General features: G+C 64.8%; 17 protein-coding genes. 15 read left to right on the forward strand and 2 right to left on the reverse strand.

Annotation, left to right across the window (positions count from 1 at the left end; all coding sequences use genetic code 11):
* Positions 1-56 precede the first annotated feature (56 nt).
* The 7 genes from AAHB16_RS14465 (at position 57) to AAHB16_RS14495 (ending at position 9,853) form a co-directional block, all read left to right on the forward strand.
* Positions 57-347, forward strand: coding sequence for an antibiotic biosynthesis monooxygenase family protein (locus AAHB16_RS14465; RefSeq protein ID WP_342051197.1), 291 nt, complete (start codon positions 57-59; stop codon positions 345-347).
* Between the two features lie 25 nt (positions 348-372).
* Positions 373-1,005: a CDP-alcohol phosphatidyltransferase family protein gene (locus tag AAHB16_RS14470; protein ID WP_342051198.1), complete on the forward strand. Its 633-nt coding sequence runs from the start codon at positions 373-375 to the stop codon at positions 1,003-1,005.
* Positions 1,006-1,130: 125 nt separating this feature from the next.
* Positions 1,131-3,299, forward strand: coding sequence for an alpha/beta hydrolase domain-containing protein (locus AAHB16_RS14475; protein WP_150374669.1), 2,169 nt, complete (start codon positions 1,131-1,133; stop codon positions 3,297-3,299).
* A 10-nt stretch (positions 3,300-3,309) separates the two neighbouring features.
* Positions 3,310-3,819 (forward strand): copper resistance protein, encoded by a 510-nt coding sequence (locus tag AAHB16_RS14480; protein WP_223851732.1) that lies wholly within the window; start codon positions 3,310-3,312, stop codon positions 3,817-3,819.
* A 72-nt stretch (positions 3,820-3,891) separates the two neighbouring features.
* Positions 3,892-5,193, forward strand: coding sequence for a TolC family protein (locus tag AAHB16_RS14485; RefSeq protein WP_150374668.1), 1,302 nt, complete (start codon positions 3,892-3,894; stop codon positions 5,191-5,193).
* The gene (locus AAHB16_RS14490; protein ID WP_150374667.1) at positions 5,190-6,719 is read left to right on the forward strand and encodes an efflux RND transporter periplasmic adaptor subunit; all 1,530 of its coding nucleotides are present in this window, start codon (positions 5,190-5,192) and stop codon (positions 6,717-6,719) included. The genes AAHB16_RS14485 and AAHB16_RS14490 overlap by 4 nt, the downstream gene beginning before the upstream one ends.
* Positions 6,716-9,853, forward strand: coding sequence for an efflux RND transporter permease subunit (locus tag AAHB16_RS14495; protein WP_342051199.1), 3,138 nt, complete (start codon positions 6,716-6,718; stop codon positions 9,851-9,853). Before AAHB16_RS14490 ends, AAHB16_RS14495 begins: the two co-directional genes overlap by 4 nt.
* Before the next feature lie 55 nt (positions 9,854-9,908).
* On the opposite strand, the gene AAHB16_RS14500 is transcribed toward AAHB16_RS14495, so the two are convergent.
* Positions 9,909-10,694: an SDR family oxidoreductase gene (locus AAHB16_RS14500; protein ID WP_342051200.1), complete on the reverse strand. Its 786-nt coding sequence runs from the start codon at positions 10,692-10,694 to the stop codon at positions 9,909-9,911.
* 142 nt (positions 10,695-10,836) lie between these two features.
* Between AAHB16_RS14500 and AAHB16_RS14505 the strand changes: the two genes are divergently transcribed.
* Positions 10,837-11,760, forward strand: coding sequence for a LysR family transcriptional regulator (locus AAHB16_RS14505; RefSeq protein WP_150374664.1), 924 nt, complete (start codon positions 10,837-10,839; stop codon positions 11,758-11,760).
* A gap of 27 nt (positions 11,761-11,787) precedes the next feature.
* Here AAHB16_RS14505 and AAHB16_RS14510 read toward each other — a convergent pair whose 3' ends face one another.
* Entirely contained in the window at positions 11,788-12,543 is a 756-nt protein-coding gene (locus AAHB16_RS14510) for an IclR family transcriptional regulator (protein ID WP_150374663.1), read from the reverse strand.
* Positions 12,544-12,658: 115 nt separating this feature from the next.
* Here AAHB16_RS14510 and AAHB16_RS14515 point away from each other — a divergent pair, with 115 nt between their 5' ends.
* The 7 genes from AAHB16_RS14515 to AAHB16_RS14545 all read left to right on the forward strand — a co-directional run bounded on the left by AAHB16_RS14515 (position 12,659) and on the right by AAHB16_RS14545 (position 19,089).
* On the forward strand, positions 12,659-13,612 hold the full coding sequence (locus tag AAHB16_RS14515; protein WP_223851849.1) for a Bug family tripartite tricarboxylate transporter substrate binding protein: 954 nt from the start codon (positions 12,659-12,661) through the stop codon (positions 13,610-13,612).
* 73 nt (positions 13,613-13,685) lie between these two features.
* Entirely contained in the window at positions 13,686-14,384 is a 699-nt protein-coding gene (locus AAHB16_RS14520; RefSeq protein WP_150377305.1) for an RraA family protein, read from the forward strand.
* Positions 14,381-15,313 (forward strand): hydroxyacid dehydrogenase, encoded by a 933-nt coding sequence (locus AAHB16_RS14525; protein ID WP_150374661.1) that lies wholly within the window; start codon positions 14,381-14,383, stop codon positions 15,311-15,313. The genes AAHB16_RS14520 and AAHB16_RS14525 overlap by 4 nt, the downstream gene beginning before the upstream one ends.
* A 9-nt stretch (positions 15,314-15,322) precedes the next feature.
* On the forward strand, positions 15,323-16,402 hold the full coding sequence (locus AAHB16_RS14530) for a cyclase family protein (protein ID WP_150374660.1): 1,080 nt from the start codon (positions 15,323-15,325) through the stop codon (positions 16,400-16,402).
* 31 nt (positions 16,403-16,433) lie between these two features.
* Positions 16,434-17,399: a tripartite tricarboxylate transporter substrate binding protein gene (locus tag AAHB16_RS14535; protein WP_150374659.1), complete on the forward strand. Its 966-nt coding sequence runs from the start codon at positions 16,434-16,436 to the stop codon at positions 17,397-17,399.
* Between the two features lie 57 nt (positions 17,400-17,456).
* A complete protein-coding gene (locus AAHB16_RS14540; protein ID WP_150374658.1) occupies positions 17,457-18,383 on the forward strand; it encodes a bifunctional helix-turn-helix transcriptional regulator/GNAT family N-acetyltransferase in 927 nt (308 codons plus the stop codon).
* Between the two features lie 148 nt (positions 18,384-18,531).
* A complete protein-coding gene (locus AAHB16_RS14545; RefSeq protein ID WP_223851730.1) occupies positions 18,532-19,089 on the forward strand; it encodes a hypothetical protein in 558 nt (185 codons plus the stop codon).
* Positions 19,090-19,200 lie beyond the last annotated feature (111 nt).

Genomic DNA, 19,200 nt, shown 5'->3' on the forward strand with positions numbered 1-19,200 from the left:
CTGCTAAGGTACACGGCACGCCGCTTGCATGGCGTTTCACCAGAGAGACCGAGACCATGATTCACGAAATCGCACAGATCACCGTCAAGCCCGGCATGGAGGCGCAGTTCGAAGCGGGCGTCGTCCAGGCCAAGCCGCTGTTCGCACGCGCGCGCGGTTGCCACAGCATGAACCTGCAGCGCTCGATCGAGCAGCCGCAGCAATACACGCTCGTGGTCGGCTGGGAGACCGTGGAAGACCATATGGTGCATTTCCGCGAATCGGAGGACTTTCAGACGTGGCGCAAGCTGGTCGGCGATTCGTTTGCCGCGCCGCCCAACGTCTATCACGTAACCACCGTGGTCTGATCGCCGCGGCCGATTCCGGACACCCATGACGACTTCGACCGAGCGCCCCAGACACTTCTCGATGCTGCGCGACCTGCAGCTGGCGGACTTCTTCACGCTGGCGAACGCCGCATGCGGCATGGGCGCCGTGTTCTTCGCGATGTTCTACGTCGCCGAAGCGTCATTGATGCATTTCTACGTGGCCGCCGCGTTTGCGCCGGCCGCTTTTATTTTCGACGTCCTCGACGGCCGCATCGCGCGCTGGCGCCACGCGCATTCCGCGCTGGGCCGCGAACTCGATTCGCTGTCGGACATCATCTCGTTCGGCGTGGCGCCCGCCACGCTGGCATTCGCCGCCGGGATGCGCGGCGGGTGGGACCTGATCGCGCTCGCGTACTTCGTCTGCTGCGGCGTAAGCCGCCTCGCGCGCTTCAACGTCACCGCCGAAACGCTCTCCGCGGGCACCGCCAAGGTCAAGTACTTCGAAGGCACGCCGATTCCCACGAGCGTCGTGTTGACCGGCGTGCTGGCATGGTGCGCATCGGAGGGCCGGCTCGCCGACGCGCTCTACGGCGGCGTCTGGCAACTCGGCCCGGCCGCGCTGCATCCGATGGCGCTGCTGTTCGTCCTCTCGGGTTCGCTGATGATCAGCAAGACGCTGCGGATTCCGAAGTTCTGATTGTGGCTATCGGTCTTTCCGATAAATTCATCCAAACAATCAATTTATCAGCTTAATTCGCTGCGCATAGACTCCAGTTCGAAGGTGACGTCACGTAACGGAAACCACGAACGAGGAGACATCAAATGGCGAAGGTGTTCACACACCTGAGGAAGACGTGCGCGCTCGCGGGCACGATTGCCGGAGCGCTGTTGCTGGGCGCGTGCGGCGGCAGCGATGACAACGGCGCCGGCGGTGGCGGCAGTCCCGGAGGCGGCACGCCGACGACGCGAGCGCCGTCGATGACGCTGAAGATCACGGCCACGCAGGATATGCCCGGCAGTTACGGCGGCGTGGGCCAATACGAACAACTGACCGGCACCATCAGCGGCGAAGTCGATCCCAGGGACCCGAAGAACGCGATCATTCAGGACCTCGCGCTTGCGCCGGTCAATGCCAACGGCATGGTCGAGTACACCGCGGACTTCGTGATGCTCAAGCCGAAGGACATGAGCAAGGCCAGCGGCGTGCTGCGCTACGACGCGCCGAATCGCGGCAATATCCTGACGATGGTCAACCCGGCGACCACGCCGAGCGATGCGGTGTATCTCGAGCGCGGCTATGTACTGCTGTATTCGGCGTGGCAGGGCGATGTGCCGAAGTCCAGCGCCGCGCGGCTGACCGTAACGGTGCCCGTGGCGAAGAACGCCGATGGCACGTCGATTACCGGACCCTACCGCAGCGAACTCGTGCCGGCCGCCGCGTCGCCGTCCATGACATTGCCGGGCGGCGTCTTCAACGGCACCATGCTCCCGTACGCACCGGCGAGCCTCGACAACACGCTGCCCGGTTACTCGCTCACGCGCCGCGCGAACGAGACCGACGCGCGCGTGCCCATTCCCGCCGGCGACTGGAAGTTCGCCACATGCGATGCGGGCACCCATCCATTCCCGGGCACGCCGGACCCGGCCAGCATCTGCCTGCGCGGCGGTTTCGATCCGGCCTACCTCTACGAACTCGTGTACGTGGCCAAGGATCCGAAGGTCATGGGCGTGGGCCTGGCCGCGCTGCGCGATACGGTGAGCTTCTTCCGCGGCAAGACGGCCGACAGCGCCGGTACGCCGAATCCGGTGGCGGGGCGCATTACCAATACGATCGGGCAGGGCACATCGCAGTCGGGCAATGCGATGAAGACGTTCCTGCATCTGGGCTTCAATCAGGCGCTCGACGGCGGCAAGGTCTTCGACGGGATCTATGCGCATGTGGCCGCGCGGCAGACCAACGTCAATACGCGCTTTGCGGTGCCCGGCGGCGGCGGTGGCCTGCGTACCGACCATACGGCATTCGGCCAGACCGCGCCGCGCGGACTCGACAAGGACTACGTCGATGACATCTCGGGCCAGCGTGGCGGTGTCATGGCGCGCTGCTCGGCGACCAATACCTGCCCGAAGTTCTTCCTCGGCCTGTCCGGCACCGAGTTCTGGCAACTGCAGGGCTCGCCCGTGCTGACCGATGCCAATGGCACCAAAGATCTGACGCAGCCCGACAACGCGCGCATCTACTACTACACGGGGACGCAGCATGGCGGCGCGGGCGGTACCGCGAGCATCGCGTTCGCCCCGTCGCGCAACGTCTATCCGGCGGGCACCGTGATCCATCACAACGACACGTTCCGCGCGCTGTTCCTCGATCTGGAGGACTGGGTCGTGCGCGGCGTGGCACCGCCCGCGAGTCAGGTGCCGAAGCTTGCCGACGGCACGCTGGTGCAGCCGGGTTCGGTGGCGTTTCCGGTCATGAAGGGACTGACGTGGCCCGTCTCCGGCGGTACCGCGATTCCGGATTTCCAGTACCTGGCGCGATACAACGGCTATTCGCTGCTCGACTTCGGTCCGCAGTACCGTCGGCAGGACGAATCGGGCATCGCCACGATCCTGCCACCGACGAACCTCAATCACGACTACGCGATACTCGTGCCGCAGGTGGACGCGTCGACGGGCATTCCGCGCGCGGGCATCCGTAGCGTGGAAGCACGCGTGCCGGTCGGGACCAGCATCGAGTTCAACTATGTGGCCACGCCGGGCATCGTCGATCTGTCGAACCTGACGGGCGCGTTCATCCCGTTCCACAAGACGGACGCGGCACGCATCGCGGCCGGAGACGGCCGGCCATCGCTGGAATCGCTCTATGGCAATCAGGCAGGGTATGTGGCGGCGGTCACGTCGGCCGCCAACGATCTGGTCGCGCAGCGGTTCCTGCTGCAGCGCGATGCCGATGCGATCATCGCGCGGGCCACGGCGAATCCGATCTTGCCTTGACCGTTGACCGTTGACTGTTGACCGTTGGCCATCGGGGGCGGGAATCGGCCATTGGCTGCCGCCCCCTTTTTTGCCAAAAACGGGTAAGCTTGGCGCTGTCCCGATTTCCTCGACGATTGTGCGTGAACTGGCCCGCCGGCATCCTTGGGTTGCCGGATTCCTTGTGGTTGTCTTTCTGTCAGTGCAACTGGCAACGGCCGCTTACGCCTGCAATATGGGCGCGAGCAAGCCAATGGAACAGGCGCCGATGGAAGCCATGGTGTCCTGCGCCGATATGGCCGAACAGGATGCCGTGCCGGGCGACAGCCAAAAGGCGCTTTGTATGGGCCATTGTCAGGCCGATACGAAGCACGCCGACCACGCCGCGCCGCAGATTCCCGCATTCATCCCGGTTCTCGCGAGCATCGTCGTCGAGCCCCCCATGCTGGACGCCGCGCCGATCTTCGCACTGCGCGCGAAGCACCAGCCGCGTGCACCGCCGCCTCCGCACGCCATTCTCCACTGCTGTTTGCGCACCTAGCCTCCGAAGCTACGCCACATTCGTCTCGCTCCCTGTACCGAGGGAGCGGTGGTCGTCGTTTCCGGAGGCTTTATGTTATTCCCTCGTTGCCTGAGGCTGGCGCTCTTATGTGCGTCCACCCTCGGCATGTCGGTGGCGCTTGCCGCGCCCCCGCTTGCCGCCCCCGCGTTATCCATTGAAGAAGCCGCCGCGCTGGCCTCGGCGCGTGCGCAGGATGCCGAGAACTCGCACGGCGCCATCGAAGCGGCCGTGCAGCAGTCCGTCGCCGCGGGCCAGTTACCCGATCCGATTCTGAAGGTCGGGCTGAACGATGTCCCCGTCAGCGGTTCGGACAGCGGCTCACTGAGCCGAGACTCCATGACCACGCGGTCGATCAGCGTCCTGCAGGAATTCACGCGCGCCGACAAGCGACGGGCACGCACTGCAAGGTTCGAGGCCGAGGCCGATTCCGCCGATGCGCGGCGCATCGTCGGCGTGACCAATGTTCAGCGCAGCGCCGTCGCCGCCTGGATCGATCGCTGGTACGCGGAGCGGGCGCGAGCCCTGCTTGGCCACCACGCGCACCCACTGAACCTCGCACTTGAAGCCGCCAACGCTGCCTATCGCGGCGGCCGCGGCACGCGCGCCGACGTACTGTCCGCCCAACTGGAAGTGCAGAAGTTGCAGGACCGCGAAAGCGAAAATCAGGCGGTGCTCGATGCTGCCACCGTCAATCTCTCGCGCTGGATCGGCGCGGACGCCACGCGCCCGCTCGGCGATCCCCCGGCCCTCGGCGTCCCGGATCGTGTCGAGCAACTCGTCCGTGCGCGTTATGACAGCGTGCCGGAAATCGCCGCGGCGCAGCGCGACGTGACACTTGCAGAGAGCGAGGTACGCCTGGCGACGGAAGCGCGCAAGCCCGATATCAGCGTCGAGCTGATGTATAGCCAGCGCGGCTCGGCCTACTCCAACCTGGCCTCGATCAACGTGAGCTTCCCGCTACCGTGGGATCGTGCAAACCGCCAGGATCGTGAAGTGTCCGCGCGACTCGCGCAGGCCACCGAGGCGCGCGCCAGAGCGGAGATTGTCCAGCGCGATACCGACGCCGTCGTTGGCGCGCGCGTCGCGGAACTGCGCCGCAACCTCGAACGGCTCAAGCGCTATGACGACGCCACGCTGCCGCTGGCCAATGCGCAGGCGGAAGCTGCCCTGACAGCCTATCGCACCAACACGGGTTCGCTGCTGGCGGTGGCGGAGGCCAATCATCGCGCCATCGATACGGCACTGGAACGGCTGACCCTGGAACGACGCACGACGAGGCTCTGGGCCGAACTGACATTCCTGACGCCACTGCCCACCGCACAAACCGAACCAGCCTCCAAGGACTTCAAATGAACCCGCGACTGAAACTTGCCGCTGCGTGCGTGGTCATGATCGGTGCGGCCGGATATGCCGGCTATCGCTTCGGTGTTGCGCAGGGCACGTCGACGATGCATGGCGAACCGGCGACGGGCGCGATGGCGAAAACCGGCGATACCGATCCGCAAACGGGCAAAAGGGTGCTCTATTGGCACGACCCGATGGTGCCCGGCCAGCGCTTCGACAAGCCTGGAAAATCGCCGTTCATGGACATGCAACTGGTACCGGTCTATGCCGACGGCGGCGACGCCGGCGGCAGCGGCGTCTCCATCGACAGTCGCGTGACGCAGAACCTGGGCATTCGCACCGTCGAAGTCCAGACCGGTCGCATGGGCGCCACGCTCGAGGCACCAGGCAATGTCGTAATCGATGAGCGCAGCATCCAGGTGATCCAGGCACGCACCACCGGCTTCGTGCAGCATGTGGGCGTGCGAGCCACGCTCGATGCCGTCCGAAAGGGGCAGACGCTGATCACGGTCTATGCGCCCGACTGGGTGGCGGTGCAGGAGGAGTACCTGGCCGTTGCCCGCATGCCTCGCGGCTTGCAGGGGGACCTCGCGGATGCGGCAAAAGCGCGCATGCGGCAGGCCGGCATGACGCCGGGGCAAGCCGATGCCGTCGCCCGTTCGGGCACACTGCAGACGGGGCAGGGCATCGTCAGCCCGCTGGACGGCGTTGTCACCGAGATCGCCGTGCGCGAAGGCATGACGGTCACCCCAGGCATGACACTTTTCCGGTTGGCGGATCTCGGTCAGGTCTGGGTGATCGCCGAAGTGCCGGAAGCACAGGCGCGCCGTATCGCACCGGGACAATCGGTCACGGTATCGGTCGCCGCCGCCACGGCACCCGTGAACGGGAAGGTGGATGCGATCCTGCCCGACGTCAACTCCGCCACGCGCACCCTCAAGGTACGCATCGTCCTGCCCAACCCGCAACACCGGCTGGTGCCCGGCATGTTCGCCAGCGTGCGGTTCGACGGCGGCGATCGCCAGGACGTACTGCAGATTCCATCCGAGGCCGTGATTCGTACGGGCCAGCGCAACGTCGTGATGGTCGATGCGGGGCCGCAAGGTTATGTGGCCACGGAAATCCGCACCGGTCAGGAATCCGATGGCATGACCGAAGTCGTCGCCGGACTGAAGGCCGGGCAAAAGGTGGTGACGTCGGGCCAGTTCCTGATCGATTCCGAAGCCAGCCTGCGCGGCACCTCGGGCCGGCTGGCATCGCCGGCCGATCCCTCCGCGCCCGCCGCCGCGATGCCGGAGCACGAGGGGATCGGTCGCATCGAAGCCGTGAACGCCGCGGGCCTGACGATTTCGCATGGACCGATTCCTTCGGCGCACTGGGGTGCGATGACGATGGATTTCGCCGCGCACGATCCTGCGATGCTCAGGGGGTTGAAGCCCGGCGACCGCATCCGGTTCCGTTTTAGCCAGGGCCAGGACGGTGCCGCCACGCTATCGTCGGTACAGCCGGCCGGTGCCGAAGGAGCCAAGCCATGATCGCGCGCATCATCCTGGCGTCGATACGCAATCGCTTCCTGGTGCTGCTGGCCACGGTCATGCTCACGGCGTGGGGGCTGTGGGCGGTGCGCAGCACGCCGCTGGACGCGTTGCCAGACCTCTCCGATGTGCAGGTGATCATCCGCACGCCATTTCCCGGGCAGGCACCGCAACTGGTCGAAAACCAGGTCACCTATCCGCTGACCACGACCATGCTGTCCGTGCCAGGGGCCAGGACCGTACGCGGATACTCTTTCTTCGGAGACTCGTTCGTCTACGTCCTGTTCGAGGACGGCACCGACCCGTACTGGGCGCGCTCGCGCGTGCTGGAGTACCTGAATCAGGTGCAGTCACGCTTGCCGGCGGCGGCCAAACCGGCGCTGGGGCCGGATGCCACCGGCGTCGGCTGGATCTACGAGTACGCGCTGGTGGACAAGACCGGGCGGCACGACCTCTCGCAACTCCGCGCGCTGCAGGACTGGTTCCTGCGCTTCGAGTTGAAGTCGCTGCCCAATGTCGCCGAGGTGGCCCCCATCGGCGGCATGGTGAAGCAGTCCCAGGTCGTATTGCAGCCGGACAAGCTGCGCGCCTACAACATCCCCCAGTCGAGGATCCTGGAGGCCTTGAAGGGGGCCAACCAGGAGGCCGGCGGCTCGGTGCTTGAACTTGGCGAGGCCGAATATGCGGTCAGAGCGTCGGGGTATCTGAAGACGCTCGATGATTTCCGGCAGATTCCGCTTGTGACCCGCGAAGCCGGCATTCCTGTACGGCTCGGCGATGTGGCCACGGTACAGTTCGGTCCCGAGTTGCGGCGCGGTATCGCCGAGCTCGATGGCGAAGGCGAGGTCGCCGGCGGTGTCATCGTGATGCGCTCGGGCAAGAACGCGCTGGAAACCATCGAGGCAGTCAAGGCCAGGCTTGCCGAGCTCCAGAAGAGCCTGCCGGCAGGCGTCGAGATCGTCGCCACGTACGACCGCTCGTCGCTGATCCATCGCGCGGTGGACAATCTGACGCACAAGCTCGTCGAAGAGTTCATCGTCGTTGCGCTGGTCTGTCTGATCTTCCTGTTCCACCTGCGCTCGGCACTGGTAGCCATCGTTTCGCTGCCGTTGGGCGTGCTAGCCGCGTTCCTGGTCATGCGCTATCAGGGCGTCAATGCAAACATCATGTCGCTGGGGGGCATCGCTATTGCCATCGGCGCGATGGTCGATGCCGCGGTCGTCATGATCGAGAATGCGCACAAGCACCTCGAACACTGGCATGCGGACCATCCCGGCAGGGCACTCTCCGGGGAGGAGCGCTGGCGTGTGATCGGCGAATCGGCGGCGGAGGTGGGTCCTGCGCTGTTCTTTTCGCTGCTGATCATCACACTCTCCTTTGTGCCGGTATTCACGCTGGAAGCGCAGGAGGGGCGGCTGTTCTCGCCGCTGGCCTTCACCAAGACGTACTCGATGGCCGCAGCCGCGGGGTTGTCGGTGACCCTGGTGCCCGTATTGATGGGCTATATGATCCGGGGCAGGATTCCGCGCGAACAGTCCAATCCGCTCAACCGGTGGCTGATACGTGCCTACCAGCCAATGCTGGCCAAGGTGCTGACCTATCCGAAGACCACGGTAGCCATCGCAGCGGTTCTGCTGGCCGCGACCGCCTGGCCGATCTCGCGCGTCGGCGGCGAGTTCATGCCGCCTCTCGACGAGGGTGACCTGCTGTTCATGCCCTCCGCGCTGCCCGGCCTTTCCGCGGGCAAGGCCGCGCAATTGCTCCAGCAGACGGACAGGCTGATCAAGACCGTGCCAGAAGTTGCCACCGTGTTCGGCAAGGCGGGCCGCGCGGACTCCGCCACCGATCCCGCGCCGCTGGAGATGTTCGAAACCACGATCCAGTTCAAGCCGCGGGATCAATGGCGCGCCGGCATGACGCCGGACAGGCTCGTCGAAGAACTCGATCGCGTGGTGAAGGTGCCGGGCCTGTCGAACATCTGGGTACCGCCGATCCGCAACCGGATCGACATGCTGGCCACCGGCATCAAGAGCCCCGTGGGCATCAAGGTGGCGGGCACGGACCTGAAGGAGATCGATCGGCTTGCCACGCGCATCGAGGAAGCCGTGAAAACCGTTCCGGGTGTCACCTCTGCATTGGCCGAGCGTCTGTCTGGCGGGCGCTATATCGACGTCGATATCGACCGGATGGCGGCGGGCCGCTATGGCCTCAATATCGACAACGTCCAGAGCATCGTGTCCTCGGCGGTCGGTGGCGACAACGTCGGGGAAGTGGTCGACGGATTGGCGCGCTTTCCAATCAATGTCCGTTACCCACGCGATTACCGCGATTCGGTGGAGCAATTGCGCGCGTTGCCCATCGTCACGGATCGCGGGCAGCAGATCACCCTGTCCGACGTGGCACGCCTCGAGGTGGTGCAAGGCCCGCCGATGCTGCGCAGCGAAAACGCGCGGCTCTCCGGCTGGATCTACGTCGACATCCGCGGACGCGATCTGCGTTCGGCGGTCCATGACATGCAGGCAGTCGTGGCAAAGGCGGTGCCAATGCCAGCGGGCTATTCCCTCAGCTGGTCGGGGCAGTTCGAATACCTGGAGCGGGCCACCGCAAAGCTGAAGGTGGTGGTGCCGTTCACGCTGCTGATCATCTTCGTCCTGCTCTATCTGGTGTTCGGCCGTCTGGATGAAGCGCTGCTGATCATGGGTACGTTGCCGCTGGCGCTGATCGGCGGCTTCTGGCTGCTCTATGGGCTTGGCTACAACTTGTCGGTTGCGGGCGTGGTCGGCTTCATCGCATTGGCCGGCGTGGCGGCCGAGTTCGGCGTGATCATGCTGCTCTACCTCAAGCAAGCCTGGCGCGTGCGCGAAGCGAGCGGCGAAGCAAACCTGCCCATGCTGCTGGAAGCCATTCAGGAAGGCGCGGTGCAGCGTGTCCGTCCCAAAGCCATGACGGTCGCGGTCATTCTCGCTGGCCTCATTCCCATCATGTGGTCGCATGGCACGGGCTCGGAGGTCATGCAGCGTATTGCCGCCCCGATGGTCGGCGGCATGGTGACCGCGCCATTGCTTTCCCTGTTTGTGGTCCCGGCGGTGTACCTGCTGATACGTAAGCGTGGGGCACTCGAGCGCCGGACATGATCCTGCCGTGGCCAAGGCGCCGGCCCGCACCACCGCGCTTATCCGATGGCCGCTGTCAGCTCACGGTAGGAACGGTGCCGCCGTCGATCCGATATTCGGTCCCCGCGATCGAAGCGGATCGCGGCGATGCCAGGAACGCGATCAGATCGGCAACCTCCTGGGGACTGGCCGGGCGTCCCACCGGAATGCCTCCGAGCCAATCCATGACGATCTTCTTGCCGCCCTCGTAGTCCGTTCCAGCCTGCGCGCCCATCCGCTCCGCAAACGCCACGGAAGCCTCCGTCTCGATCCAGCCCGGCGCAACGCTCAGCACGCGAACGCCCTTTGGCGTGACCTCCCTTGCGAGCGCTTTGCTATACGTGGTCAGCGCACCCTTGGCCGCGGCGTACGCGGTCGTGGACTCGGGCAGGGGCAGCACGCGCTGGATGGAACTGACGTGAATGACGACCCCCGAACCTTGCGCCAGCATGGATGGCACCAGTGCACGGTCCAGACGCACGGCGGGCATCAGGTTCAGGTTCAACTCGGCGAACCAGTGCTCGTCGCTGACGGCAGCGAAACCGCCGGCGGGCGTCTTCGAGCCGCCAAGCGAATTGATCAGGATGTCGGCGCCGCCCCAATCGTCCAGAACGGTCTGCGCAAAGCGATGCGTGCCTTCCGCCGTCGACAGGTCGGCGGCCACGTAGGTGACCCCCTCGACCGGTTGCGCCGGGACGGTGCGCGCGGAGGTCGCCACGCGGGCACCTGCCTCCACGAGCGTTTTCACCACGGCGGCGCCAAGGCCCAGCGTGCCGCCGGTAACCACTGCCCGCAGGCCATGCAGATGAAGGTCGAAGCTCATATCGTTATCTCCTTAGCGAATGTTGCAAGGATGACCCTGGCCCGTTCTTTAGGGAATGGTCCAGAATCTGAATGGCAAGTTCAGATAACGATGCATAATCGGCGTATGGGAGCGAAAGGCTCGATGAAGGGAATGTTGCATCATGCGTGGATCCGATTTTGCCGAGTTGAAGGCCTTCGTCGCGATCGTGGAGCGTCGGAGCTTTGCGCGCGCCGCGGAGCATCTGGGCCTATCGCCTTCGGCACTGAGCCAGATCATCCGGCAACTCGAAGGCCGCATCGGCGCACGTCTTCTGAACCGCACTACGCGAAGCGTTGCGCCCACGGCAAGTGGGGAACAGCTCTACAGGCGCATCGCGCCGTTGTTCGCGGAGATGACGGCCGCGGTCGCTGAAGCCAGCGAGGCGACCGGACAGATGAGAGGCACGCTTCGCATCAACACGCTGGGGATTGCGGCAAGAACGATCATCGCGCCGCGGCTTGCGCGCTTCCACCAGGTCCACCCCGACGTAGTGCTCGATATCGTCGTTGACGACGCGCTGGCCGATATCGTGGCGGGTCGCTTCGACGCCGGTATCCGCGTGGGTAATCGGTTGGAGAAGGACATGGTGGCCGTCCGCCTGACTCCGGACCTGGACATGGTTGCCGTGGCGTCGCCAGACTACCTCGCGCGTCGCGGAATCCCTAAGTCACCGGCCGATTTGCATCACCATACGTGCATCAACTGGCGGCTGCAGATGGACGGCAGGCACTATCGCTGGGAGTTCAGGAAACGGGGGCGAGACATTGAAGTTGCCGTGGACGGCCCCGTCGTCACCAATCATGCCGACATTGGCATCGGCGCTGCGCTGAACGGACTCGGCATTGCCTATCACTTCGCACGAGACGGCCTCGACGAGCTCCTGGCGCAGGGGAGGCTTGTACAGGTGCTCGCGGACTGGTCGATTTCGCGTCCGGGCCTGTACCTCTACTATCCGAATAGACAGCATCGGCCCGCACTCCTCGGCGCGTTCATCGACTGTCTTCTCGATCGCAAGCCGTTCGATCGGTACCGGGCCGAAGGCTAGCGCGTCGCCCGGTCCATCCCTCGGCGATCAGGGATGCCATGTCGTAGGCCGGACGGTCTGATCGCGCGACCCCGAGATGGCGTAAGACACCTCTCTGCCGCCTGCGAGCATCAGATCCACGTACGTTGCCAGCTTCTCCCGCGTCAGCCGGCTGATCGGCCCCGAAATGCAAAGCGCGCCGGCCAGCTTCCAGTTGATCCCAAAGACGGGCACGGCGAGGCTCGATACCTCGGGCTCGCGTTCGCCCATCGAGATGTAGAAGCCGTCTTTGCGAATCTGCTCGTAGGGCTCGCCGGCTTCGCCTGCGAAGGCTCGCAGGACTCTTCCGGGCGCGCCATTCAGGGAGAGCCGTTCGCCGACCCGAACGTGGTGTCGCACCGCGCCCGGTCCTTCCACACGCACGAGACAGGCCCGCGTGTCTCCTTCGCGGACGTAGAAGGCCGCGCTCTCACGTGTTTCGTCGCTGATCCGCCTGAGCACGGGTTCCACGGTCTCGTTCACGCGAAACGCAGCCTGATAGCGCGCACCGAGCCATCCCGCTGCCGCGCCGAGCCGCCATTGGCCGTCTTCACGCTGGACCAGGTACTCGCTCCGCGCGAGCGTTCGCGCCGTCCGTAGCACCGTGGATTTTCCCATCCCGACCCGGCGGCTCAACTCCGACAGGGTCAGGGAGGTGTCGTCGGCAGAGAAGGCCTCGAGAATCTGCAGCGCGCGCGTGACCGCGATGATGGTGTCTTTGTCGGCACTTTCAGTCTCGGATGCGGTTTGCACGTTCCGTTTCATGGCACATGTTCCGTTATGGACAACGCAATTGTATAGCACGGAACGAAATTCTATAGTCCTGCCACAAATACAAGCATTTCGACTGGAGACATCCGTGAATCTCGTTTTTCGCGTTGTGACCGCGTGCGCCTTCGCCGCACTCCCTTGCCTTCCCGCCCATGCCGCGGACAGCTATCCGACCAAACCTGTTCGCCTGATCGTTCCTTTCCCGCCGGGCGGAGCGCCCGATACTTTCTCGCGCGAAATCGGACAGCAACTGAGCAGGGATCTCAAGTGGACCATCATCGTCGATAACAAGCCTGGCGCGGGCGGCAACCTCGGCGCCGATGCCGGCGCCAAGGCGACGCCCGACGGCTACACGCTGGTGTTCGGACAGACCAGCAATCTTGCGATCAACCCTTCGTTGTACAAGAAACTGCCGTACGACCCGACCAAGGATCTGACGCCGATTGCATTGATCGCGTCCGCGCCGCTCGCGATCGTGGCGAACAACAATTCGCCCTACAAGACCCTGTCCGACGTGATTGCCGCGGCGAAGGCGAAACCCGGCACGGTAACGTTCGGAACGCCAGGAAATGGGACGGTCGCACACCTTGCGATGGAGCTTCTGCAGAAGCAGGCCGGCGTCACGTTGCAGCACATTCCCTACAAGGGCGCCTCGCAGGCTCTCACCGATGTCCTGAGTGGCCAGGTGGAAATCTATATCGGGTCCGTCCCCACCGTGATGGGTCAGATCAAGACGGGCAAGTTGCGCGGCATCGCCGTGACATCGGCAAAGCGTTCGGCGCAGCTGCCCAACACGCCGACCGTCGCCGAAGCCGGCGTGAAGCAATTCGAGGCAGACACCTGGTTTGGCCTGCTCGCTCCGGCTGGCACGCCCGCGCCCATCGTGGCCAGGCTCAACGCTGAATTGAATCGCGCACTACAGGCCCCGGCCGTTCGTTCGAAGATCGAAGCGGAAGGCGGGCAGGTACTGGGCGGTACGCCGGAAGCATTCGCCAGCCTCTTGCAGAAGGATCTTGCGCGCTGGCGTGTCGTGGTCAGAGATTCGGGCGCGACCATCGATTGATACCGCGGCGGACGACCGTTCGCCGGATTCTCTTCTGCATCCCTTGCAACTTCACCTGAACACAGGAGCCACCATGTCGGCAACCCAGCAACTCCCCGATGTCATCCGCGATATCGAACGCGTTTCGACCGAAGTCGTCAAGCAGGCGTCCCAGTACGCGTCTTCCATCTTCGCCGATGTGGCGGGCCGGCGCGGTGGCCTCCATGGGCGGATCGCGCCGCTCAGTCAGAAGAGCAAGTTCTGCGGTCCGGCGATCACCGTGGAAGTTCGCCCCGGCGACAACCTCATGATTCACGCCGCGATGGCACTGGCGAAGCCTGGCGACGTCATCATCGTCGATGGCAAAGGCGATCAAAACAGCGCGCTGATGGGCGCGATCATGGTCAATCAATGCATCGCCCTCGGTGTGGCCGCAGTCGTCCTCGACGCCGCCGCGCGCGACGCCGAAGAGATTATCGAGACCGGCTTCCCGATGTATTCGGTTGGCCTGAATCCCAACGGTCCGACCAAATTCGTGCCCGGCCGCGTGAATCATCCGATCCAATGTGGCGGCGTTACGGTCTGCCCCGGAGACCTGGTCATCGGCGATGCGGACGGCGTCGTCGTGATCGAGCGCGAGAAGGCGCCGGCGCTGATCGAAGAGGCCGGAAAGAAGGTGGCGGCGGAGCGCAAGCGCATCGAAGGTATCAAGTCAGGCGAAGCGCTCCGCCCGTCGTGGCTCGATGACGCCCTGCGTGCAGCCGGTGTCCTGAAGGCGGGAGAAGCGCTGTGAGCACCGCGGCAAAGCCCGTCATCGTCGTGACGGCGGCAAACATCGCGCCACAGGCGGTCGCGCTGCTATCCGATTTCGAATTGGTTTATGCAGGCAAGGCAGCGACCGAAGAAGAGACGGCGGCGCTCTGCCGACGTCACGCGCCCGTCGCCGTCATCGTTCGCACCAGCAAGGTCGGCGCCATGGTGCTCGATGCGGCGCCGTCGATTCGCGTCCTGTCGAAGCACGGAAGCGGCATCGATAATATCGACCAGGAAGCCGCGAAGGCTCGCGGTGTCAAGGTGGTGGCCGCGGCAGGGGCCAATGCCGCGGCAGTGGCCGAACAAGCGCTGGCGCTGATGCTCGCCTGCGCCAAATCGGTGGTGACCCTGGACCAGCGCACGCGCGCCGGCCATTGGGACAAGTCGACGCACCAGAGCCTCGAACTTCAGGGGCGCACGCTGGGTCTCGTCGGGCTGGGTGCGATCGGCCGGCGCTTCGCGCGTATCGCCAGCGCGATGGACATGAAGGTCATCGGATATGACCCTTATGCGACCGATCTGCCAACGGGCATCGAGCCTGTCAGCCTCGAGTCCATCTGGCAAAACTCGGACGTCATCTCGTTCCACTGCCCACTGACCGCCGAGAACCGCGGACTGCTCGATGCGGAAGCGCTGGCCCAGTGCAGGGACGGCGTGATCGTCGTCAATACCGCGCGCGGCGGTCTCATCGACGAAGATGCGCTTCTCGCAGCGGTGGAAAGCGGCAAAGTGGCCGCCGCAGGCCTGGATTCGCTGCAGCAGGAGCCGCCACCGGCCGATCATCCGTTCTTCAGGAACAGCAGGTTCATCATCAGTCCGCATATCGGCGGCGTCACCAGCGATGCCTTCGTCAACATGGGCGTCGCCGCCGCGAAGAATGTGATGGCCGAACTGGCGAAGCTGCGGTAAGGAGGCCTCATGAACGAAGCGAATGAAGCATCGCGGCGGTGGCAGCGCAAGCCCGACGGCAGCAACTGGGGAGAGTTTGGCGCGAACGATCAACGCGGGCGCATGAACCTCGTGGATCGCGCCAAGGTCCTGCAAGGCGTCGCCGAGGTGCGCGAAGGCATGACGTTCTGCCTGTCGCTTCCGCTGGACTACCCCGGCGGGCAAACCATGAACGTGCGGCGTCAGCCGCCGCGGCGCTTCGCCGTTCTTCGCGATGGGAAGAGCGCCGGGCAGCAGGGTTTCTGCTGGTCGTACCGCTCAGAGGATCCCGATCTGACGGACGTGGTCAATGACGATGTCGTCCTCATGAGCCTGCAGTACTCCACGCAGTGGGACAGCCTGGCCCATGTGGGCAGCCATTTCGATGCCGATGGCGACGGCAGCGACGAAGCCGTCTTTTATAACGGTTTTCGGGCGGGCGAGGACATCAGGGCCGGCGTCGAGACCGAGGCGGCCGAGCCGTGGGCAAGATACGAGAACCCGGAAGCTGGCGCGTTGAGCATCGCGGTCCTCGCCGAGCACGGTGCGCAGGGCCGCGGCGTCATGATAGACATCGAACGCCACATTGGCCGCAAGCGGCAGGCCGTCGGCTACGACCAGCTCATGCGCATTCTCGACGCGGACAACGTTACCGTGGAGGCCGGAGATATGGTCTGTCTCCATACCGGGTTTGCCGACACATTGCTGTCGATGAACAAGTCGCCCGATCTCAAAGTCCTCCACGAATCCGGTACCGGTCTGGATGGCCATGACGCAAAGCTGCTGAACTGGATTACCGACTCGCGCCTGGCCTGCCTGCTCGCGGACAACCCCGCCGTGGAGCTGGTGGTGCCGAAGCCCCTGACCCCCGCTCCCATTCGCGGGCCACGTCTGCCGCTGCATGAGCATTGCCTGTTCAAGAACGGCATTCACCTTGGCGAGCTTTGGTATTTGACGCCATTGGCTCGCTGGCTGCGCGAAAACGGCCGGAGCCGCTTTCTGCTGACCGCGCCGCCGCTGCGCCTGCCCGGCGCCGTGGGTTCGCCGGCGACGCCGATCGCGACGGTCTAGGACAAAACTACAACTTTCTGGAGACAAGACAATGTTCAAGTCCATCACCCGCGGGCTCGCCGGGCTCGCACTGCTATGCGGTGCCACGTGCGCCAGCGCCGCGTATCCCGATCGTCCCATCCGCCTCGTCGTGCCCTATCCCGCAGGCGGCGCGGCCGACACGGTCGCCCGCATCATCGCGGCGCCGCTGGGTATCAAGCTGGGCCAGACCATCGTTGTCGACAACCGCCCCGGCGCAAGCGGCGTCATTGGTGCGGGTGCCGTCGCAAAGGCCGCGCCGGACGGCTACACCTTGCTGCTCGACGCTACCGCTCATTCGGTCAATCCCAGCCTGCAGCCGAAGCTTCCTTACGATACGGCGAAGGACTTCGCGCCGATCTCGCTCGTGGTGCTCGTGCCGAACCTGCTGGTGGTGCCGCCGAATTCTCCGTTCAACTCGCCCAAGGATATCGTGGCGCAAGCGAAGGCCACGCCCGGCAAGCTGACCTATGCGTCGGCGGGCTCCGGCACCGCACAGCACCTGGCAGCGGAACTGTTCCGTCAGCAGTCGGGACTGAACATGCTTCACGTACCTTACAAGGGCGGTGCGCCGGCGTTGAGCGACCTGATGGGCGGCCAGGTGGATATGATGTTCAGCAACATGGCGGCCTCCTATCCGCTCGTCTCCGGCAAGAAGCTCAAGGTGCTGGCGACAACGGGCACGAAGCGGTCCGCCGCGCTGCCGGATATCCCCACCATCGCCGAATCCGGGCTGCCCGGGTACCAGGTGTACGAGTGGAACGGTTTGTTTGCGCCCGCCGGCACGTCCGCGAAGATCATCGAGACGATCAACAAGGCGACCATCGAGGTAATGAGTCAGCCTGCTGTCAAGGAACGTCTCGCGGCGATCGGGGCGGAGGGTTCCGCCAACAAGCCTGACGAGTTCCGCGCGTTTCTCGAGGCCGAGCAGGCCAAGTGGGCGAAGGTCATCAAGCAGGGAAATATCCGGCCGGAATGATGTTGCATCGTACAACTCTACGGTTGTATGATGCAACATCGAAACGGAGCGTTGGCCATGAACCCGGACCCGGCACTTGTTGAGGACATTCGTAATGTCTCGCGCGAGATGGTGCGCGAGCTCGGCTTCATGGGCGGCGATTTTGCGGGGACGGATCTGTCCCCGTCGGCCGTTCATGCGCTGATCGAGATCGAGAAGGGCGGCGTCACGGCACGGGATCTTGGCGCGCTGCTGCGGCTCGAGAAATCGAGCGTGAGCCGGATGCTGCGCCGGCTGGTGGAGGCCGGCGATGTGGCGGAGGAGAGCGATGGCAGGGTCAAGCGTCTCTCCCTCACCCGGGCGGGCAGGCATCGCGTGGGCGCGATCCATGCCTATGCCCGTTCGCAGGTCGTTGCCGCGCTCAAGCTGCTCAAGCCCGGCGACGAGCGTGTGGCCTTGCAGGGAATGCGCCTCTATGCGCGCGCGCTTGGCGGCGGCGAGCCCGATGGCGGCTCGCCCGTCCATCTGGTGCGTGGGTATCGCCCGGGTCTGATCGCACGGATCACCGAGATGCACGCGCTTTACTACGCGCGCGAATCCGGTTTCGGTCAGCATTTCGAGTCCGTCGTGGCAAGCGGTCTGGCGGAGTTCTGCAATCGTCTGGAGAATCCGCGGAACGCGATCTGGACCGCAAGGCAGGACGGAGAGATCGTCGGGTCGATCGCCATCGATGGCGAGGATATGGGCAAGGACGTCGCGCATCTGCGCTGGTTCATCATCGACGACGGCGTGCGAGGCGGCGGCGTCGGAAAGAAGCTGATCGATGCCGCGGTAGCGTTCGTGGACGAGCGCGGGTTCCTGGAGACCCATCTGTGGACCTTCGCCGGCCTGCGCGCGGCGCGTCATCTTTACGAGACGCGAGGCTTCGTCCTGACCGAGGAAAAGCCCGGCGCGCAGTGGGGCAAGGAGGTATTGGAGCAGCGCTTCGTCAGGCCTCGTCCCTGAAGACTGCAGGCGAGGGATGCACACCCCCTAATGGATGGGTGTCAAGCCGACGCAACATTCGGGACGGGATACCCCCTTTCATGTGACGCAAAGCGCTCCGCCTTTGGCAGAATGCACGAAACACGTCAAAACAAGAAAGGTGTCCGCAGTGGGTCGCATTCCAACCAGCCTGGCGCTCGGCGTGCTGGGTCTCGTCCTGTCCGGGTGCAGCGTCGTTGCACCGCCTTATCCTCCTTCGATCGATAACGTCCAGACGCTCAAGAACAGCGGCGCCGCGCCCACGCGCGTCGGCACGTTCGATGCAAGCGGTACTGGCGTCAGGCATCCGTTGCCGCTGCGCGCCAACAGCCTCGTATCCCCATACAACGGTACGTGGTCGGCGTATCTGTCCGAGGCCGTCACGCGCGAGCTGACCATGGCCGGCAAGATGTCGCCGAACGCGGATGTCGTGATCTCCGGCACCTTGCTGCGCAACGAGGTCGATCCTGCGATCGTTACCGGCTCTGGCGACGTATCGGCACGCTTTGTCGTGAAGAAGGGCGAGACCGTGCGCTACGACCAGGTCAAGTCGGTCCATCGTGAATGGGATTCGTCGTTCGCGGCGGCCGTGGCGATTCCGAAGGCCGTTACCGAATACGGCTATACGGTGCAGGCGCTGCTCACCACGCTCTACGCCGACCCCGCGTTCCTGGACGCATTGAAGTAAACCCCATCGCAACACAACAAGGAGAAAACGATGCGTGCATGGTTCACGATCGCCAGCCGCTGGGGGGCGGGGGGCGCCGCGGGGGGGGGGGGGGGGGGGGGGGGCACCCCT

Source organism: Cupriavidus sp. OTU4054, from assembly GCF_038440175.1.
Lineage (GTDB): Bacteria > Pseudomonadota > Gammaproteobacteria > Burkholderiales > Burkholderiaceae > Cupriavidus > Cupriavidus pauculus_D.